Raw genomic sequence first — 20881 nt, forward strand, 5'->3', positions numbered from 1 at the left:
GAAGGAGACGCTCGTGAACGAAAAGCGGTTTCTCACGTCCTCTATTACGAACTATCTCCTCTGCACAGTGATCGCGCTCGGTAGTCTCATGCCGGGCGCGTGGGCGCAGACTGCAACGCACGTCCCACCTGCAGTCGATCAAAAGAACACCGCCGCCGATCCATGGTGGAAGCACGGCGTCATCTACGAGATCTACCCGCGCAGCTTTCAGGACACCGACGGCGACGGCATCGGCGACATCAAAGGCATCACCTCGCGCCTCGACTACATCAAGCAACTCGGTATCGACGCCATCTGGATCACCCCCATGTACCCCTCGCCCCAGATCGATTTCGGCTACGACATCGCCGACTACACAGCCATCGATCCGCAATACGGCACCATGGCAGACTTCGAACACCTGACTGCGGAGGCCAAGCGCCGCAACATCCGCGTCATCATGGACTACGTACCCAACCACACCTCCGACCAAAGCGCATGGTTCAAAGAGTCGCGCTCCTCTCGCGACAACCCCAAACGCGACTGGTACATCTGGCGCGACCCCAAAGGCTACACCGCCGACGGCAAACCGATTCCACCAAACAACTGGCAGAGTTGGTTCGGCCACTCCGCATGGGAGTGGGACCCCGCAACGAAGCAGTACTTCTACCACCACTTCTACGTTCAGCAGCCAGACCTCAACTGGCGTAATCCGGAAGTCGTGAAAGCCATGATGGACGTCCTTCGCTTCTGGATGAACAAAGGTGTCAACGGCTTCCGCGTCGACGCCGTCTCGCGCCTCTTCGAAGATCCCAACCTGCACGACGATCCCATCCAGCCCGGCCTCAACGCATTCGGCGACCCCAACATCCAGCACAAGTACACCGACAACCTGCCCGAAGTTCATGACATGCTGCGCGAGATGCGCAAAGTCATCGACGAATACCCCGGCAACCCTGTCCTCATCAGCGAAGCCGACGAGCCCAACATCTTCGAGCTCTCCAAGATGTACGGCAAGAACAACGACGAGGTCCAACTGCCGATGGACTTCCAGGTAGCCGACGTCAACGAACTCAACGCTCCTAAATTTCGCCAGCTTCTCGACGAAGTCGAGAACAATCCAGCCCACGGCCAGCCATACTTCTTCTTCGGCAACCACGATCAGGACCGCATCTGGGATCGCTACGGCATCGGCGTCAACGATCCAGCGATGAAGGCACGCATCGCCCGCATGATGGCTGCCCTGCTTCTCACCTCGCGCGCCACGCCGCAGATGTACTACGGCGACGAAATCGGCATGGTCACCTCCACACCCACTCGAATCGAAGACGTCCGCGATCCCGAAGGCATCACGGGCTGGCCAAAACAAAAGGGCCGCGACGGCGAACGCACTCCCATGCAATGGGACGACTCGAAGAACGCAGGCTTCAGCACCTCCAATACCACCTGGCTTCCCGTCGCGTCCGACTACAAATCCGTCAATGTCGCCGTCGAGTCTCCCGACCACGACTCCATGCTCAACTGGTACAAGCGCCTCCTCGAGCTACGCCGCACCAACACCGCCCTCTATGAAGGGAGCATGCAGATGCTCGACCCGAACGAAAACGTCGTCTCCTACCTTCGCAAAGGTCCCGCTGGCAAACCCTCCGTCCTGGTAGCGCTAAACTTCTCGGGCAAACCCCAAACCGTGAAGTACGACTACACCGCGCTAGGCCTAATCAAGGGCGCAACCCAAACACTCGAAACCAACGACCCTTCCCTCACCAGCGCACCTCTCACCAGACCAATCACCCTCGCACCCTACGCAACCTGGATTGCAGAGGTCCAATAGAGATGAGGTCACGCAACTAGCTATATGCGCTGCGGCTGCGACGCCATCATCGAGTAGAGCATCACTACGCTCAACATTTGAAAGCTACCAACTCAGCGTGACGAATTGCTGCTGGTAGCCGGTGCCTTCCGCAAACTTCACAACTAGCTGCTCAAGACCAGAATTAGATCCGGTCGCAGCACTCATAATCGTGCCACCTTCGGCGTGAAGTGAGAGCTTCGGTTCATTCCGCCGAACCTTTAGCTCAACCGAAGATCCTGCCTCACCCTCCAATTCGAGTTTTAGTGAATGTGGCCCCGCCGTCTCGCTAAGCACCTTCATCTGCGAGGTGCGCGCACCAGGTGACGGCAGCCCGTGAGGCACTGCAACTTCAACTGGCGGCAACGCCAAAATGATCGACGACCCTCCATATGTAACTCGCGAGTCCTTGACCAAGCTATTCAGCCTGATAGTAGGACCCGAGATGGTCGCAATCTTAACAACAAGATCTTTGCCCTGACGCTGATACTCGAGCGAGCACAGAGACGCACCCACATGAAGCCTCACGACAGTAGCGGAGTTCCAATCGGCTGGAAGATGCGGATCAAGATAGATCGAACTCGAAAGCCCATCCACCTCTACGCCAAACAAACCCCGCAAAGCCGGAGTAATCACCATCGCCGAAGACCAGAGCTGATGACTGGTACTCCGACCAAAAGGCTGGAAGAACGCGCCCGACAACAACTCCGTCACCGCACCCAAATCCTGAGCAGTAGTCAAATCCGCGTTCTGCATCAAATGCGCATAGCCGGCCAGCGCGTGCCCCGCTCTGTACTCCGCCACCGAAGCCCACCCGGTAAACAGTGGCCACACCGATCCTTGGTGATAACTGATCGGATCGTACACAGGTTCGCTTTCTGCCACATCGCGCAACCCCCAGTCCGTCGCAAAATCATGCGACGCCCACCGTCGAAAACTCGCCTGTGGATGCGCCAACCCCTGGCCACCATTCCACCAAGCAATCGACGGATAAACTGTGGCTGTGCGATCAAGAGTCCCATCAATATTTCTACTGAAGGCATACTCTTGCCGTGCAGAATCGTAATATTCAGCCTCAATCTTCTTCGACAGGTCCACAGCACGCGCACTCGCGGCATCCGCCGTGGTCTTATCGCTCAACAACTCTGCAAGCTTTGACATCGCAATCGAAGCCTGCTGATCGAGCAGCGCAAGATAGATCTCCTGATGCGGCATCCCTAACGGCCAGCTCTCCACCCAACCCGTCCCCTGCGAATTGTCATAAATGCCATCGCCATCGGTGTCATGGGTCGTCTCAAAGTGCCACGCTCTTTCAACTGCCTCTCGATGTTGCCGAAGAAAATCAACATCGCCGCTCGTCCGCAGGTAGTCCAGCATCGTGGTCAAAAACAACGGCGTCGAATCCGCAGCAGCATACGCATACGAAAAGTCTTTCCAATCAAAATACGCCGCGGTCTGCGGGTATTCGTGCATGATCTTCCCATCGTCGCGCTGCCTCTTCATCAGGAACTCAAGCTCTGCACGAGTCAGCCCGAAATCTCCAAATCCATTCACCGCATAGAGCGTATACAAGCTATCGCGCCCAAAGTACCAACCAAATCCTGGCCGCGCTGAATCGCCAGATGAATAGTACCCAGCAACCAACCCAATCTCCCCACTCGGTTGCGCCTTCGCCCTCAGTTGCTCAATCGACACTTCACCCCATGCAAAGTCGTCGTTCAGTCCAGCATCCGGAGTGCGAATCGCGGTCAGGCTATCTCGCATCTGCCCATATCGTTCCGCATGCTTCGCGTATATTTGCGGCAATTCCGCGTTCAGGCGATCCAGTTTCCCTTGCAGAGTGGCGTTGGTCGCAGTCTCCACCGTGTTCCCCACCGCCATCAACAGAGGAAAGTAGCGATTCGTATCTCGTTTAGGGTCATAATGCAATTTCAGTTCCAGCGGATAAAACCGTGGCTTCTCCTGATACGGAGCCAATATTCCCGGTTGCGAATTCGGTATCGCTACAGCCCCCGCAAGATCGGGAAAATCCGTATGGAGCACATAGAATCCCCCGCTCCCTTGCTTCACCCACTCCGCTGATGGAAGTCCCTGACTTCGCTGTGGCCACATCGGCCGTATTTCGGGCGTAAAGCTGAAGGTCAAATCCACCGGTCGGGTCGAATCAACCTGAAACAACACCACCGCACCTGTACCATCCTCCGCATCATCCGGGGCAAACATAATCTGCCTCACCGTAAACGCAATGTGCGAATACGTGATCATCGTATGGTCAGGAAACACCTCGATCTCCGCCGCATCAGCATTTAGGTCGATCGGCACCGAATACCCCTCCACATCGGCCCGAATGGCGAAGTGGCTAAGCAGCTTTACAGGCAGCAACCATGCCTCAAACGTTCCCTCCTGTTGCCCGGGCATCGCGCCGCGCGTCCCGGCAACAGTGAAAGGCTTACCCGCCTCAACGTGACGTCGGATCGCCAAACTATCTTCCCTGATTGGAAAAGCATCGACCGGCCGCAATATCCCTGTCTGAGCGGCCGCTACTCCGGCAAGCATTACGACTACAGAAAAAGCAGCCCGCATAGAGCCTCCATCTTCAAAAGATCACCAGTCTACATGTTGCTGTGTTCCCTCCGAACCAAGTACGATGCCACTGATAAAGAGGCCGATCATGCTTCATGCACCGTTGCGCTCCATCCTTTTGTTTACTCTTGCGATTCTCTCTTTGCCCGAAGCATCTCCCGCTGTCAGCTCATACCAGAGCGATCCAGCTACTGCGAATGAACCGAGAGCTTTGCCTGCGTCAGAAGCGGCGAAGTTCCTGCCCGCGACAGTCTTTTTCCGCGGTCAGAGCGCACCCATTCAAGCGCGAAACTCAAGCGGAGTGCAGTTCAATAAAGACACACTGCTTCTTGTTACCCTCGTGGACACCTCAGGCTACTCAAGCTCGGTCCAGGAAAAATATCAAGCCTATCTGATCACTGAGGCGTCCCTCGACATCGAAGGGCATCGGCTTCCGCCAGGCGCATACGGCTGCGGCTTCATCGCCGGCAATACCTTCGTCGTCATGGACATCGGAGGCCACGATCTCTTCTCCATCCATTCAACCAAGGACGCCACCCTCCACCGGCCCACTCCCCTTCAGGTACTTCCCGCGCCCAACGGCACCGGATACCGACTCTACGTAGGTCGCGACTATATCGACTTCGCCCGGTCCCTCGAAACGAACAACACCACTTCCCTTCATCCATGATTAGAATCGGGCTGAGATGCAACTCTTCCAGACACGTTCGCTTCTGATCTTCAGCTTATTAGCGATAATCCCCCCTGCTTTCGCACAGACTGCCTCTATGCCGGAAGTTCCGGCACCAACCGCCACATCCGACAGAGTGAAGGAAGCCGAGGACGCGTTCCGTGCTGGATCCGCAGCCTATCTTCAAAATGACCTTCTTTCCGCGCACATACAGTTTGCAAAGGTGGTCAAACTAGCCCCTGAAGTTGCCGCCGGGCACAGTGCCTTCGGAACCGTCCTGCTTGCTGAAGGAGATCTTGCATACGCCGCGGATCAACTCGAATTGGCGCACAGACTAGCCCCGCAGAATTCGGACGCCACCCTCAACCTGGCGATTACCTACTCTCAACTACACCAATATCAGAAATCGGTGCTGATGTTTCAGCTCCTAGATAGAACGAAAGTCGACGCAACGCAGGCGCTCACGCCGCAGGCTTCCATCGCCTACGCCGCCGCGCTCGCCGCAACGGGAGAGCCAGCAGCAGCTCAAAAGCAATTGGAGGCAGCTCTGGCCGGCGCACCCGACAGTGCAGCTTTGCACGATAGTCTGGGGACTATCCTTGCGCAACAGCAGAACTACACTGATGCCACCGCTCACTTCCAACGTGCTATCTCACTAGACCCATCGCTGGCATCCGCCCACTATCACCTCGGCTCAGTCTCTTTGAATCAAGGCAACCCCGCATCCGCCGTTAGCGAACTCACGAAAGCGAACGGGCTCGCCAAAGAAAATGTCGAGTATGTACTACAGCTTGGCCGCGCCCTTCGCGCAAACGATCAGGAAGAGGCCGCCCTCACAGTGTTGCGACAAGCATTGGCGGTCGACCCTGCATCGACGGACATCCAATACGAACTCGCCCTTACCCTGCAAGCCAATGACAACCCCCGCGAAGCTCTACCTCTCTTCAAACAGGTCGTGTCGGCACGCCCTCAGGACTCGGCCGCACTTACGAATCTCGGACTCGCGCTCGTGCAGACGGGTGACGCAAAGGGTGCGATTGTCTTCTACCTTCGCGCCCTCGCGCTGTACGCGCAGAATGCGACCCTGCTTCAGGACCTCGGCGTCGCTTACCTTCAGCAGAGCGATCTCGACCACGCCATTGAGCAGTTTCGTGCGGGCCTCCTTGTCGAACCTGACAACTCACACCTACATTACGATCTTGGGCTGGCGCTAAAGCTAAAAGACAACCCGACCGCAGCGGTGCCAGAGTTCCAACGCGCAGAAGAACTCGATCCGAACCTACCCGATCCGCCATACACGCTTGGCGTTCTCTATCTCCAACTCGGACGCTTCGCGGACTCCCAGGTTGAACTCGAAAAGGCCACCACTCTACGTCCCGATAACGGCGATGCCTGGGCCCTCCTCGGCAATGTCTATAAGAACAACGACGATCCACAAAAGGCCGCCGCCGCGATACGACGAGCCATCGACCTATTACCTAACCAGCCCAGCCCGCACATCAGCCTTGCTGCAGTCCTCAGCCAGCAGGGAGACACAGAGGGCGCCGTAGCCGAACGAAAAAAAGCCGCCACTCTCAGCCGCGTCGCTGTCAGCCGCCAGCGCGCCAACTTCGCGCTCGATAGTGGCAAAGCCCTTCTAAAACAAGGTCAAATTGCAGAGGCAATCGCACAGTTGCAAACCGCCGTAGACGCTGACCCAAACTACAGCGAAGCTCACTCCGCTTTAGCCGAAGCTCTCGACAGGCAGGGAAGAAGCGCCGATGCCGCCCTCGAACGACAAAAAGCCAAGAAGCTCATCGCAAACACCGCCTCACCTGCCGATGCTCCTTCCGCTCATCCATAGAGGCAGCACTCTCATCCGCCGACATATAAGCTCTCTCCCGCGCGTAAGCCGCTTACAACACTCTTTTCAACCCTTCCCAATTTTGTGATTACAATTACACGTCGAACAGGGAACCCCGAACGCCGGTTCCGGGTCAACTACCCGAGGAGTGTCCTTTTGAATTGGTCCCGCCGTAGCTTTCTCACCTCGCTCTCCACCACTGCACTGGTTCTTTCGCTCGATGACGTTCTGGCCCTGGCAGCGCCGCAAAATCCCCAACCACCCCAACAGCCGGGGTCGCGCCCCACCTATGACGCTGTTCCTCGCCCCGCACCCAAAGGGCTCCTCTCTCCCGTCGCCGGAACTCCGCTCGGCGTCAGCTTCACCGACTTGGCACGTCAATCGGGATTGAACGCAAAAACAATCTACGGAGGTGAGCACAAAAATCGATACCTGCTCGAAACCACCGGCTGCGGCGTGGCGTTCTACGACTACGATCACGATGACTGGATCGATATCTTCCTGGTCAACGGCACTCGACTCAACGGCTTCCCAAAGGGCCAGGAGCCCATCTCGCGCCTCTTCAAGAACAATCGCGACGGCACCTTCACCGACGTCACCGTCAAAGCCGGCCTGGGCCGCGCTGGATGGGGTCAGGGCTGCTGCGTCGGCGACTACAACAACGACGGTTGGGACGACCTCTTCGTCAGTTACTACGGTCAAAATGTCCTCTACCGCAACAACGGAAACGGAACCTTCACCGACGTCACAGAGAAGGCGGGCCTGCTCCAATCGAAGACGCGTTGGAACTCAGGCTGTGCCTTTCTCGACTACGACCGCGACGGGCATCTCGACCTCTTTGTCGCCAACTACATCGACTTCGACATCAAAACCGCACCTCTCCCCGAAGCCGCCGGCTGCGCCTACAAAGGAATCCAGGTAGCCTGTGGCCCTCCCGGCCTTCAGGGCGGCAAAAACATTCTCTATCGCAACAATGGAAATGGAACCTTCACCGACGTTTCGCAAAAAGCGGGCATGTGGGACACCATCGGAACCTATGGCCTCTCGGTAGCTGTATCCGACATCGACGGCGACGGATGGCCCGATATCTATGTCGCAAACGACTCCACCGCCGCCACCTTCTACCAAAACCAAAAAGACGGCACCTTTAAAGACGTAGCGATCGAAGCCGGTATCGCCTACTCCCCTGACGGCAAGCCACAAGCCGGCATGGGCGTCTCCATTGGCGATTTCAATCGCGATGGCCGCTTCGACATCGTCAAAACGAACTTCGCCGGTGATACCGATTCGCTCTACGTTAACCTCGGCGACGGAAACTTCGACGACCATACTTACATGTCCGGACTCGGCGTAAACACCCGCTATCTCGGCTGGGGCGTTGGCTTCTTCGACATGGACAACGACGGCTGGCCCGATATCTTCATCTGTAACGGCCACGTCTACCCCGAAGTCGATGGAACCGCCATCGACGCACCCTACGCTGAACACAAATATCTGTACCGCAATCTGCGCAACGGGCAATTTGAAGAAGTAACCGCGCAAGGAGGCCCCGGCATCACGACTCCGGCCCCCGGTCGTGGTTGCGCCTTTGGAGACTATGACAACGATGGCGTGTTGGACGTCGTCGTCAATTGCATCAACAGCCTTCCCCAACTGCTTCACTGCGAATCAACCACCGGTCGAAACTGGATCAAGATTCGCACGGTCGGTACAAAGTCCAATCGTTCAGGCATCGGCGCAAAGATCAGCGTCACAACAGCATTGCCAGGCGCGCCCAAACCCTTCATCCAGATCGACGAAGTCCGCAGCGGCGGAAGCTACTACTCGCAGAATGATCTCCGTATCCACTTCGGTCTCGACCACTCCACAAAAGCAGATTCGGTTGAAATCAAGTGGCCATCCGGATCGACAGACACGCTCACCGACCTCGCAGCAAACCATCTTTACGTCATTCAGGAAGGTGGAAAGATTCTGAAAACTGTCGCTATGGGCGCATCATCGCAATCGAAAACACCGACCACGCCTGCCCCGGTCTCAAAGCCATGAAGCTTCGAGCACTCTTTCGAATGGCCGTCGTCGCTAAGGTTGCGATGACGGCCTTCGGCCAGCAGTCCTACCCACCAACCACCGATCACCCTCCCCCCGCTTGGTTTGTCGATGTAGCACTAAAAGCCGGGATCACCATTCGCGACGTAAACGGTAGCGTCGACTCCAAGCGTTACATCATCGAAGCGACTGGTTCGGGCGTCGCCATTCTCGACTACGACCGCGACGGCTGGCCCGACATCTTCCTCGTCAACGGCACGCACATGCCTGGCACAACTCTTGCACCCAACCAGGCCAAACCCACCAATCATCTCTTCCACAACAATCACGACGGCACCTTCACAGATGTCACCGTGAAGGCAGGCCTCGTCTCAACCGGGTGGGGTCAAGGCGCCTGTGTCGGAGACTATGACAACGATGGGTTCGACGACATATACGTTACCGGCTATGGCAAAAATCGCCTCTTCCACAACCAGGGCAACGGAACCTTCAAAGAGGTAGCGGAGCAGGCAGGCGTTGCCGGTACCGGCAAAGAGTGGGGAACGGGCTGCGCCTTCGTCGACTATGATCGCGACGGCAAACTCGATCTCGCCGTTGCCAACTATGTACACTTCGACCTCGCCCACACGCCCACCCCAGGCCAGACATCAGGCTGCATCTGGAAAGGTGTTCCCGTCATGTGTGGTCCTCGTGGCCTCGAGAGCGCACCAAACATCCTTTATCACAACCTCGGCGGAGGAAAGTTCGAAGACGTCAGCAAGCCTAGTGGCTTCGAACACACCAACGGACACTACTGTTTCTCAGTCACTACTCTCGACTACGACGACGATGGTTGGCCCGATCTTTATGTCGCCTGCGACTCCACCCCTGCCATCCTCTATCGCAACAACCACGACGGAACCTTCAAAGACACTGCCGCAGACGCTGGCGTAGCCTTCAACGAAGACGGCCGTGAACAGGCGGGCATGGGCTCCACCGCAGCCGACTACGACGGCGACGGTAAACTCGACCTCTTCAAAACAAACTTCTCCGACGACACCTCTACCCTCTATCGCAACAACGGTGACGGGACCTACACAGACATGACCTTCGCCGCTGGACTCGGCATAAACGCCGATGCTCTCGGCTGGGGCGCCATGTTCGCTGATGTCGATAACGACGGATGGCCCGACCTTCTCGTTGTAAACGGCCACGTCTATCCAGAAGTTGACTCCGCCAAGCTAGGTTCCTCCTATCGCGAATCTCGCTTCCTCTACAGCAATCTCGGCAATGGAAAATTCCGCGACATCAGCAAGACCTCCGGCCCCGGGTTGGCCGATCCCCGCTCAAGTCGAGGCCTCGCCATCACCGATCTCTTTAACGATGGCCGTCTCGAAGCCGTCATCAACAACCTCAGCGATCGACCGATGCTCCTCGTCAACTTCGCGAAAAATCAGAACCACTGGCTCGGGCTGCACCTCATCGGCACCTCCTCGAACCGCGATGCCATCGGAGCGCGCGCAACCCTGAAATCTGCAAACCGTCTCTGGGTCGACGAAGTTCGAAGCGGCTCCAGCTACAACTCTTCCAGCGATCTTCGCCTTCACTTCGGCCTCGGCCTCGAAACCCAACTAACAAGTATCCAAATCCGCTGGCCCAACGGTCGGACAGAACTTTTCGACCCTCCCGCGTCAATCGATCGCATCATCGAACTCACCGAAGGAAAGGGCCGCCCCCTGCCAGCGTCAAACTAACCGAGCTATCTCTAACAACAAACTCGCAATCACATGCGAGGCTCGTATGGTAAACATGATCGTGAGTCCATCTCGAGTACTGGAAATGCGTGCAGGAATCGACTGCCGCTGCAAATTGAAATTGGTAACCACAAGGACACATTCGTGACCCTTCATCATTGCCGCCGTTGCACTTCACATCCCTTGGCCCTTGTCTTCTGGGCAACCTTCTTTTTGAGTTCAGGAGTGTTGATAGGCCAATCTACCGCCCCAAACTCCCAAACCACAGACACACAGTCTGACAAACCTCAAGAAGGTGGCCAGGCGCCCGCCACGGGAGGAGCCAACACCGGGGGCGCACACCCCGCAGTGCTCGACGCGGAGAAACGGCCCATCACCGCCGGCGGCTTCGTTAAGAATGGCCCCATCATCTTCCAGGACATCGCAGCAAAAGCCGGCCTGACCTCATGGACCCACACAATGGGAACTCCGGAAAAAAACTTCATCATCGAGACAAACGGATCCGGTGTCGGACTCATCGACTATGACAACGATGGCTGGCTGGACATCTATCTCGTCAACGGTTCCACCTACGACGCCATGAGCGGAAAGGCATCACCGCCCCATGCTGCCCTATTCCACAACAATCACGATGGCACTTTCACTGACGTCGCAGCAAACGCGCACGTCACCAATGACCGCTGGGGAATCGGCGTTGCCATCGCCGACTACGACAACGATGGCTGGCCCGATATCTACGTCAGCAACTTCGGCAAAAATCGCCTCTATCACAACAACCATGACGGCACCTTTACCGACGTCGCAGAGAAAGCCGGGGTCACTCTCGGCAACTGGTCCACTGGAGCCACCTGGGGAGACTACGACGGCGATGGCCACCTCGATCTCTTCGTCCCCGGCTATGTTCACTATGACATCGCAAACCAGCCTGGATCCGGCGGCAAAAATGTCTCCTACAGCTTCTGCCAGTTTCGTGGGGTAGAAGTAATGTGCGGCCCACGCGGCCTCAAGGGGGAACCAGACCACCTCTTTCACAACAACGGCGACGGCACGTTCACCGACGTAAGCGAAAAAGCCGGAGTCGCCGACAAGAACGGATATTACGGCTTCGCCTCCGTCTTCGTCGACGTCAACAACGACGGCAAGCCAGATCTTCTCGTCGCGAACGATTCCACACCAAACTACCTCTACATCAATAAAGGTGACGGCACCTTCGACGATGTCAGCTACGCCTCCGGATACGCTCTCAATGAGAACGGCCGCGAGACAGCATCAATGGGCATCGCAATCGGCGACTACAGAAACAACGGCCTGATCGACATCTACAACACAACTTTTTCAGACGACTACAACCCGCTCTATCGCAACGACGGCGACGGCAATTTCACCGACATCAGCTACCAGATGGGAATCGCAGAACCCACAATTCCGTTCCTCGGATGGGGCACAGCCTTCTTGGACTTCGATAACGATGGATGGAAGGACCTCTTCGTTGCGAACGGCCACGTCTACCCGCAGGTCGACCACACAACCTGGGCAACAACTTGGGCACAGCGCCCGCTCCTCTTCCGCAACATCGATGGCAAAAAATTTGATCTCGAACCCGCGGTCGAAGGCACCGCACTCGCCGCTCTCTATACCGGCCGCGGAATGGCCGTCGGAGACCTCTTCAACGACGGCAAATTGGATGTTGTCATCAACGCACTCGACCACCACCCCGGCCTGCTCCGTAACGTCTCCCCAGACAAGCATCACTGGATCGAGCTAAAACTCGTAGGCGGCCCCAAAAGCCCTCGAGACGCTATCGGCTCTACGGTCTACCTTACCGCTGGCGGCCAAAAACAGCGTGGTGATATAACCTCCGGAGGCAGCTTCGCCTCCACTCACGACTCTCGCGTTCATTTCGGCCTCGGTGACGCCGCAACAATCGATTCAATCGAAGTACACTGGCCCAGCGGGGCAAAAGAGAAATTCACAATCACCAAGGTCGACCAGATTGTTAGTCTGACTGAAGGTAAGGGCGCAAAAATCTAAGCCCACGACCCCTATCCTGTTCTTCCAACTTTTGATTGATATCTCTTTCCACCCCTAGAACGATAGCGAATGCTCTTCGTGGATCATTACAATCACTTCTCCTATGAAAATGCCTTACAGACGGATCGGTCGCATCATCCTCTGTACGGCCATTTGCGCAGCCACCACCTCATTTTTCATCGCCTTGAAGGCTGACGGGACCCATGCCTCCGATGCCGTCACCACGCCTGCCCAGCGAGAGATCTACACCGAGGCAGTCAAAGAACATTACAACTTCAGATTTGGGGCCAATCAACCCTTCCTGCCGTCGAACGCCACTACAGACACCGGCCAGTTCATCAATCCCAGAGCCTTCCCCGTTGCCAAATACTGTAGCCATTGCCATCAGGAGGCGCATGCCGAATGGCGCCAATCCGCTCACGCTAACTCCTTTCGCGCCCCTTGGTACATCAGGAACACCGGCCTGCTGACGGCCGAAAAAGGCATCGAATATACACGACACTGCGAAGGCTGCCACAACCCCATCGCACTCGTTTCAGGAGCGCTCACCAAGGGATCACCGGTCAATCGCAAGTTCGACGAAGATGGCATCACATGCTCCATTTGCCACTCCATCCAGAAGGTCGATGCGCGCGGTACCGGCAGCTACGTGTTGGCACAACCGACTGTTCTCCTCGACGAGAACAACCAGCCCATCTACGGCGATGTCTCTGACAAAGAGATCCTCGCCCATCTCGACCGCCACTCCAAAGCAGTGATGAAGGACTTCTACCGCACTAGCAACTTCTGTGCGGCCTGCCATAAAGCGGCCCTCCCCAAACAGCTGAACGACTACAAATGGCAACGCGCCATCTTCCTATCCGACGAGTGGCAGCTCTCCTCTTTCGCCAAACAGTCGCCTCTTCCCTTCTACGTCAAAGATCAGGTCTCCACCTGTCAGACCTGTCATATGACCCGAGAAGCGCTCGCCACCTCTGACTCTGGTGCAAAGGAAGGCAAACTTGCCTCCCACCGATGGCTCGGCGCCAACACTGTTATCCCAAAGTTCTACAACTACGACACTCAGATGGAAAAGACGGTAGCTTTCCTCAAGGCCGGCGTCTTCAACGTAGACATCTTCGGCCTTGAGAAAAATCAAGACAAAATCATCGCCCCACTCGGCAACGAAGACTTCACCGTCGCCTCAGGCGATCTCCTGACAACAACCATCATCATTCAGAACAAAGGCATCGCTCACAGCCACGTACCCGAGCAGCGCGACATGTACGAGAGCTGGGTCGAGTTTGAAGCCAAGGACGCCGCTGGTCACACCCTCATGCACTCCGGGACAATTCAACCCAACGGCGACCTCGATCCTCGCGCGCACAGCTTTACCAATCGCCTCGTAAACACTAGAGGAACGATCAATGATCTCCACCAGGTCTGGAATAATCGGGTCGTGGCCTACAACAACACCATCGCCTCTGGCCGTTCTCAAGTCGTGCGCTACCAATTCAAAGTACCCGCTGATGCAACTGGACCTATCACCGTCACCGCTAAGGTCAACTATCGGCGCTTCGATCAGCACTTCATGGACTTCGGAATGGGCAAGCACTACGAGATGCCAGTCGTTACCATGTCCGAACGTACACGCATTTTCGCCCTCGGCGACAATCCCCCGGCGGTCGACCCGCAGGACAACAAGATCTGGATGCGCTGGAATAACTACGGCATCGCCATGCTCGACGCCCAGCAATACGCCGAGAGCGTCCGCGCATTCCAGCAAGTCGCCCAACTCCGGCCTGACTACGCCGATGCCTTTACCAACATCGCCATCGCCACCTTCCAGTGGGAGCGCTACGATGCCTCCCGCACCAACCTCGACAGGGCGCTCGCGCTCAGTCCGCACAACTCCCGTGCGCTCTACTACCTTGCGTTAGTCGAACGGAACCAGGGTCAGGTCGATAACGCCATCGCCGATCTCCGCGAAGTCATCACAAAATTCCCAAACTCACGCGACGCTCATCGCGAGCTCGGCTTCTCTCTCTATCAGCAGCGCAAATATGACGAAGCCCGCACAGAATACGAGACTCTACAATCCATCGATCCCGACGACCTGGCCGCACACTATATCCTCTCCATCATCTACCGCCGCCTCGGCATGAAAGAGAAGGCCGCTCACGAGGCAGCGATGTTTGCCGATCAAAAAGACGACCCCACCGCCAGCACGTACGCGCTTGAATATCTGCGCAGACACAACGAAGTCGCATCGGAGACCGTCCCCTGGCACACACACACCGATTTTGCCCCCGAACCCGCCGTCCACAACGGAACATCTGCTCAATGAATTTGCTGCGCTCAGCGTTAGCCTTTGCTCTGGCATCCGCGTCTTGTTTCCCCGCATTCGCCGAGTCTGCAAAGCAGCGCGGAACAACCGTCTTCGTGGCTAACGGCTGCCAACACTGCCACACCATCCGCGATCAGGGCGGGGAAAGAGGGCCTGACCTGTCCGGAGTTGGTCGCACTCTGAACAAAACCCAGATCCGCACTCAAATCACACACGGTGGTCGCCAGATGCCATCCTTCGGCGACATTCTGCAGGCATCCGAAGTTGACGACCTCGTCGCCTACCTGCACTCCTGCCGCGACAAAAAGCCGAAGTAACGATACGCATTCTCAGGTCAGGAAGACGTATTATCCGAATGGAAGCGAATCCGAGCATCATGCTTGCGCACACATCGAACCTCCGCATGAATTTGCTTTCGCGTCTCCATCTCGCCCTGAGCTCCTCACTCCTCTGGACGCTGTGCGGAGTCGCGTCGCTCTCTCTCCCTGCTCAGTCACAAGACCCAAATAGCTTTGGCCATCAGTCTTGGTCCACAGAGAATGGCCTCCCCCAAAACAGCGTTCATCAGGTCTTCCAGTCCACCGACGGTTACATTTGGATTGCAACCGAAGGTGGCATAGCTCGCTTCAATGGCGTCGACTTCAAAATCTATAATCCCGAATCCACTCCCGAAATCACCAGCGATGACATCTGTTGTTTCACCCAAAGTGACACCGGGCCACTCTGGATCGCGTCATCCGACGGCCTCCTCCAGTACTCGGCAGGAACATTTCGCCGCTATTCTATCGCCGACGGCTTACCCCCCAACCGCATCACCAATCTCGCTACGGCAGACAACGGTTCACTTTTGCTCCTCACCACCGAGGGCCTCGTTAGCTTTAGCGGAAGCCGCTTCTCAAGCATCTCCCTTCCCTCCTTCTCTATACCGTCTGCAATAACCAAAGCACATGACGGCAGCATTTGGATCACATCCAACTCCGGAATCTTTCAATATCTCCATGGCCGGATTCTCCCTTTACCACTCAGCTCCACATCTACGCCGAAGGACATTCAGAGCATCGGGTTTCTCCCCGATCACAGTCTCTGGTTGCGCACGGGTACCAGTCTCACGCTGCTACAAAACGGACATAGCCGAACTCTAACAACAGGCCACGACCTCCCAGTCTCGCGCATCCAGTCTGTTCTTGCCGGCTCGCAAGGAGTACTTTGGATAGGCACCGATAGAGGACTATTCGCGCTCGACAAAATCGGGAACCACCCACAATCCGTTTCAGCCCTTGGCTCCGACAGCATCCTCTCTCTCACGCAAGACAAGGAGGGAAATCTCTGGGTTGGCACAGAAACCAGCGGCCTCCAAATCCTGAGACCCAAAAACTTTCGCACCATTCCCGGCCTCTCCGACCACCTGATCACTGCCATCACACAGGCATCCGACGGCGCTATGTGGGTCGGCACCGACGGCGACGGACTCGACCGGTTGCAATCAGGAAATATTCAGCGTCTCTCCACTCACTCAGGCCTTCTCAGCGAAACCATTCTCGCTTTGGCCCCAGGGGCAGACGGCAGTATGTGGATCGGCACGCCAGATGGTCTCAACCATATCGAAAGCGCGAAGATCCGAACTTACACCTCCGCCGACGGCCTACCCGATGATCTGATTCGCTCTCTCCTCAGTGATGAAGATGGCTCACTCTGGATCGGCACTCGCCACGGCCTCGCACATTTGCAGAACGATCGTTTCGTCACACTGACGCACTCCGACGGCCTCGGGAGTGACCTCGTCGGTGCTCTTCTTAAGTCTCATACCTCCAACTCTCACGACCTGTGGATCGGTACGCTCGACGGGCTCGCACGTCTCCGCGACGGCCACATAACAACCTTCACAAAAAAAGACGGCCTCTCCGGCGACACCATCACCGCTCTCGCCGAAGACCCACATGGCACACTATGGATCGGAACAAAGGGAGCCAGTCTCAGCGCCCTTACGACCACAGGCTTCATCTCCCTTCACCGAAATGACCTGCCTAAGAACATCGACTCCATCCTCCAGGATGATCGCGGCAATCTCTGGCTGGGCTCCAGTCGAGGCATCATCCGCGTCTCCGCTGCAGCGCTTATCAAGTGCGGGTTGCTTTCAACGTGCGATCCTCACCCAGTCTCATACGGTCGCGTCGACGGAATGCCAACCGAAGAAGCTGTCGGCGAAGGTCATCCCGCTGCCTGGAGAACCACTGCAGGACTGCTCTGGTTCGCCACACGAAAAGGCGTCGCCGTCACCGATCCCACGCATCTTGCGGAAAACCTGGTCCCGCCCCCGGTCGTCATCGAACGCTTCACGGTGGATGGAGTCGACATGCCCCTAACGTCCACCGAACAACGTATCGCGCCGGGTCACACCAGCTTTGCATTCGAATACGCTGGCCTCAGTTACGTAGCGCCCGCCAAAGTCCGCTATCGTTATCTCCTCGAAGGCTTGGACCAACGATGGACCGACGCCGGTTCACGCCCCATCGCTTACTACACCAATCTCCCTCCCCGCCACTATCGCTTTCGCGTGCAGGCAGCGAACAACGACGGCATATGGAACGAAACCGGAGCGCAAATTGTCTTCAACGTGCGGCCTCCTTTCTATCGCAGACTCTGGTTTCTCCCGCTGGTCCTCGGTCTCGGTGCCGTTGTTGCGCTCGTTCTCTATCGTCTTCGCGTTCGCCGCCTTCAATCACAGTTCCAGGCAGTTCTTGCCGAGCGAAACCGAGTCGCCCGCGAAATTCACGACACTCTCGCTCAAAGTTTCGTCGGCGTCTCAGTACAGCTCGAACTCACCTCCCAACTTCTCGCCCACTCTCAAACTGACGCAGCGAGAAAACAGATCGACCAAACCCGCACATACGTCCGCGAAGGACTCGCCGAAGCTCGCCGAAGCATCTGGAATCTACGCGCCATTACCGCGCAGAACAGCTTGCCAACACGCCTCACACGCCTGGCTGACCAATGGAGTCAAAAGAAACTCGGCACTCACCTCAACATCAGCGGTACCTACCGCCCTCTTGCCCAACCCTTTGAAGACGAAGTCTTCCGCATCGCCCAGGAGTCTTTGGCAAACGCCGCCCGTCATGCCAGCGCGACCCAGGTATCCGTCGAGCTTCGCTACGATGCAACTCGATTGCTTTTATGGATCTCAGACAATGGCAGCGGGTTCCAGGTGACCGATGGACATCTTTCCGCGAACGGGCACTTTGGTATTCAAGGTATGCGCGAACGCGCAGCTCAAATTCATGCTCAACTAACGATTGAAAGCTCTCCGGGAAAAGGCACCACCGTCACGCTGGAAGCACCCATCACTGAAGGAAAAGAGGCAGCAGTCAATGCCTGAACGTATTCGTATCCTCGTAGTAGATGATCATCACGTCGTTCGTCAGGGCCTCGTCGCTCTGCTCAACATCATCCCCGACATAGAAGTAGTGGGCGAAGCCAGCGATGGTCTGCAGGCAATCGACCTCCACAAAACCTTACGCCCGGACATAACCCTGATGGATCTCCAGCTCCCAAAACTCAGCGGAGTCGACGCCATCCTGAAGATTCGCGCAAACGACCCCGCCGCAAGATTCATCGTGCTCACCACCTTCGACGGAGACGAAGACATCTTCCGCTCCCTCCAGGCCGGCGCGAAAGCCTATCTCCTTAAAGGAATGACCGTCGATGAACTCGTCGCAACCGTTCAAGCAGTTCATAGCGGAAGAACCCTCATCTCTCCTGCAATCGCAGAAAAGCTCGCCGAGAGAATGAGCACTCAAGCCCTCACCAACCGCGAACTCAAAGTTCTGGAACGCATCGTGGCTGGCCGCGCAAATAAGGAGATAGCCTCCGACCTCCAAATCAGTGAAGCCACCGTCAAATCCCATATCAATAGCCTGCTCGGAAAACTTGGGGTCAGCGATCGCACTCACGCTGCAACCGTCGCCCTCCAACGAGGGATCGTACATCTCAAATGAGACCCGCCCAATGAAGCCATCTCTCCTAGCCCTGCTTCTGATCCTTGTGCCGCCGTCATTTGCCGCCGCTCAATCAAAGCCTTCTTGGCGCGCAGCGACTCCAACAGAATTGCAGATGGCTCTACCCGCCCGCGCTCCAGTTGAAAAAGAACACATCGAAACAGAGATGCGCACCGCCTCTGGCATTATCAACTCTCACGGAAAGATTATCGCCGGTGTCGTTCTCATCACCGCCGGCTACTCCGCCGACGGAAAATACTCCCACTACCTCTTGGTTCAATCTCCCATCACCTTCGGAGACCTCTCACTTGCTGCTGGCAATTACGTAATCGGATGGCGGCGTGGTGACGACGATCTCATCGTCAAGTTCTACGATGCCACAACCGGGCAAGAACATGGCACCGTCACGGCTCATCATCTGGCAACCGGTTCACGCGTCGAATCCTTTCGCATATGGCCTCCCACCAGCAATTCGATCCTTCAAATTGGCCGCTTCGCCATTCCTTACGCCTTGGAAAGGCAACCAACACAATAACTCCCTGGTCAAGATCGGCCAAGACGTCTTTCCCGTCGCGCAACGATCAAAAGCGACTTTCGCTGAAGCCCCGTCGCCGAATCACTCCTTGTTAGCAATGCTCACGCGCTGTACTGTAAACAGCATGAAAATAGACCGCGTGCTGATCATGGTAGTGCCCTTGCTTGCCGCCAGCGTCCTTCCTGCACAAAGTGCGGCCACATGGGAGATCGGCCCTTTCACCCGCCCTGCAAACGGCGATCCCGTCATAACTCCTAGTCCGCAGTCGATCTTCACCGATCCTATTCTCAACGCTTCTATTCACTGGGAGATTCTTCACACTTTCAATCCTGCAGCGATCGTTCGCAACGGTAAAGTCTTCGTGCTCTACCGGGCGGAAGATAACTCCGGAACCATGCAGATTGGCGAGCACACCTCACGCCTCGGTTTAGCCGAGAGTAACGACGGTATCCACTTCACACGACGTGCCGAACCGGTCTTCTATCCGTCGAAAGACACCCAACAGTTCCGGGAATGGCCAGGCGGCGTGGAAGACCCGCGCATCGTCGAAACCAGCGACGGCGCCTACGTCCTCACGTACACACAGTGGAACCGCAGTACTTACTCTGTAGGAATCGCGACCTCATCCGATCTAATACATTGGACCAAGCACGGTCCTGCATTTGCAAGCGCATCGAACGGCAAGTACGCCCAACTCAAATACAAGTCGGCCGGGATCGTGACGCATCTTCAAAACGGGCGCCTCGTAGCCGCTAAAATCAACGGAGAATTCTGGATGTACTGGGGTGAGGGCGCCATCCATCTGGCCACCTCGAGCGATCTGATCCACTGGAATCCGTTGGAGAGCGCACAGGGCGATCCCATCGAAGTGCTTCGCCCACGTCCTCAACACTTTGACAGCACGTTTCCCGAGACCGGCCCTCCACCAGTCCTGACGACCGCCGGGATCGTCGTCCTCTACAACGGAAAAAATGCAGTGACAGGCGGAGATCCGGATCTGGGTCCTAACGCATATGCAGCTGGCGAGGCCCTCTTCGACATTAGGGATCCGACCCACCTCATCGAACAGACCGAGCATCCCGTACTGAAACCGATCATGCCTTATGAGAAGACCGGCCAATACGCCGCAGGTACCACCTTCGCCGAAGGTCTCGTCTACTTTCACAGCCAGTGGTTTCTTTATTACGGATGCGCTGACTCTCTCGTAGCCGTCGCCACAGCACCACATAAATAGTCCACGGAATCGATGAAGTCGTCCGTTAGCGAATCGGGAAGCTATCCCATTCACAAGCGG

General features: G+C 56.6%; 13 protein-coding genes. 12 read left to right on the forward strand and 1 reads right to left on the reverse strand.

The features are described from left to right. Nucleotides 1–13 precede the first annotated feature (13 nt). Nucleotides 14–1810 (forward strand): alpha-glucosidase, encoded by a 1797-nt coding sequence (locus tag RBB77_RS21385; RefSeq protein WP_353063727.1) that lies wholly within the window; start codon nt 14–16, stop codon nt 1808–1810. Nucleotides 1811–1894: 84 nt separating this feature from the next. Here the strand turns inward: RBB77_RS21385 and RBB77_RS21390 are convergent, their stop codons facing one another. Continuing rightward, complete coding sequence (locus tag RBB77_RS21390) at nt 1895–4411, reverse strand: MGH1-like glycoside hydrolase domain-containing protein (RefSeq protein WP_353063728.1); 2517 nt, start codon at nt 4409–4411, stop codon at nt 1895–1897. Nucleotides 4412–4499: 88 nt separating this feature from the next. Between RBB77_RS21390 and RBB77_RS21395 the strand changes: the two genes are divergently transcribed. The 11 genes from RBB77_RS21395 to RBB77_RS21445 all read left to right on the forward strand — a co-directional run bounded on the left by RBB77_RS21395 (nt 4500) and on the right by RBB77_RS21445 (nt 20821). Further along, nucleotides 4500–5081, forward strand: a complete 582-nt coding sequence (locus RBB77_RS21395; protein WP_353063729.1) for a hypothetical protein — start codon at nt 4500–4502, stop codon at nt 5079–5081. A 97-nt stretch (nt 5082–5178) separates the two neighbouring features. Further along, a complete protein-coding gene (locus tag RBB77_RS21400; RefSeq protein WP_353063730.1) occupies nt 5179–6924 on the forward strand; it encodes a tetratricopeptide repeat protein in 1746 nt (581 codons plus the stop codon). 156 nt (nt 6925–7080) lie between these two features. Next, entirely contained in the window at nt 7081–8970 is a 1890-nt protein-coding gene (locus RBB77_RS21405) for a CRTAC1 family protein (RefSeq protein ID WP_353063731.1), read from the forward strand. Next, nucleotides 8967–10703 carry a CRTAC1 family protein gene (locus RBB77_RS21410; RefSeq protein ID WP_353063732.1) on the forward strand — a complete coding sequence of 579 codons (1737 nt, stop codon included), beginning with the start codon at nt 8967–8969 and terminating at the stop codon, nt 10701–10703. The genes RBB77_RS21405 and RBB77_RS21410 overlap by 4 nt, the downstream gene beginning before the upstream one ends. Before the next feature lie 228 nt (nt 10704–10931). Then, nucleotides 10932–12734 (forward strand): CRTAC1 family protein, encoded by a 1803-nt coding sequence (locus tag RBB77_RS21415; protein ID WP_353063733.1) that lies wholly within the window; start codon nt 10932–10934, stop codon nt 12732–12734. Between the two features lie 109 nt (nt 12735–12843). Next, the gene (locus tag RBB77_RS21420) at nt 12844–15060 is read left to right on the forward strand and encodes a tetratricopeptide repeat protein (RefSeq protein ID WP_353063734.1); all 2217 of its coding nucleotides are present in this window, start codon (nt 12844–12846) and stop codon (nt 15058–15060) included. Next, entirely contained in the window at nt 15057–15377 is a 321-nt protein-coding gene (locus RBB77_RS21425) for a c-type cytochrome (RefSeq protein WP_353063735.1), read from the forward strand. Before RBB77_RS21420 ends, RBB77_RS21425 begins: the two co-directional genes overlap by 4 nt. A 38-nt stretch (nt 15378–15415) precedes the next feature. Then, nucleotides 15416–18433, forward strand: coding sequence for a sensor histidine kinase (locus RBB77_RS21430; RefSeq protein WP_353063736.1), 3018 nt, complete (start codon nt 15416–15418; stop codon nt 18431–18433). Beyond that, nucleotides 18426–19052 (forward strand): response regulator transcription factor, encoded by a 627-nt coding sequence (locus tag RBB77_RS21435; RefSeq protein WP_353063737.1) that lies wholly within the window; start codon nt 18426–18428, stop codon nt 19050–19052. The genes RBB77_RS21430 and RBB77_RS21435 overlap by 8 nt, the downstream gene beginning before the upstream one ends. Before the next feature lie 10 nt (nt 19053–19062). Next, nucleotides 19063–19587, forward strand: a complete 525-nt coding sequence (locus RBB77_RS21440) for a hypothetical protein (protein WP_353063738.1) — start codon at nt 19063–19065, stop codon at nt 19585–19587. 124 nt (nt 19588–19711) lie between these two features. After that, nucleotides 19712–20821 (forward strand): glycoside hydrolase family 130 protein, encoded by a 1110-nt coding sequence (locus RBB77_RS21445; RefSeq protein ID WP_353063739.1) that lies wholly within the window; start codon nt 19712–19714, stop codon nt 20819–20821. Nucleotides 20822–20881 lie beyond the last annotated feature (60 nt).

Origin of the sequence: Tunturibacter psychrotolerans (assembly GCF_040359615.1) — a bacterium.
Classification (GTDB): domain Bacteria; phylum Acidobacteriota; class Terriglobia; order Terriglobales; family Acidobacteriaceae; genus Edaphobacter; species Edaphobacter psychrotolerans.

Bases quoted from the DNA above. Each gene is read 5' to 3' on its own strand.
- RBB77_RS21400 (WP_353063730.1), top strand. From the start codon at position 5,179: ATGCCGGAAGTTCCGGCACCAACCGCCACATCCGACAGAGTGAAGGAA.
- RBB77_RS21445 (WP_353063739.1), top strand. From the start codon at position 19,712: ATGAAAATAGACCGCGTGCTGATCATGGTAGTGCCCTTGCTTGCCGCC.
- RBB77_RS21390 (WP_353063728.1), bottom strand. From the start codon at position 4,411: ATGCGGGCTGCTTTTTCTGTAGTCGTAATGCTTGCCGGAGTAGCGGCC.
- RBB77_RS21440 (WP_353063738.1), top strand. From the start codon at position 19,063: ATGAAGCCATCTCTCCTAGCCCTGCTTCTGATCCTTGTGCCGCCGTCA.
- RBB77_RS21425 (WP_353063735.1), top strand. From the start codon at position 15,057: ATGAATTTGCTGCGCTCAGCGTTAGCCTTTGCTCTGGCATCCGCGTCT.
- RBB77_RS21410 (WP_353063732.1), top strand. From the start codon at position 8,967: ATGAAGCTTCGAGCACTCTTTCGAATGGCCGTCGTCGCTAAGGTTGCG.
- RBB77_RS21420 (WP_353063734.1), top strand. From the start codon at position 12,844: ATGCCTTACAGACGGATCGGTCGCATCATCCTCTGTACGGCCATTTGC.
- RBB77_RS21395 (WP_353063729.1), top strand. From the start codon at position 4,500: ATGCTTCATGCACCGTTGCGCTCCATCCTTTTGTTTACTCTTGCGATT.
- RBB77_RS21435 (WP_353063737.1), top strand. From the start codon at position 18,426: ATGCCTGAACGTATTCGTATCCTCGTAGTAGATGATCATCACGTCGTT.
- RBB77_RS21430 (WP_353063736.1), top strand. From the start codon at position 15,416: ATGGAAGCGAATCCGAGCATCATGCTTGCGCACACATCGAACCTCCGC.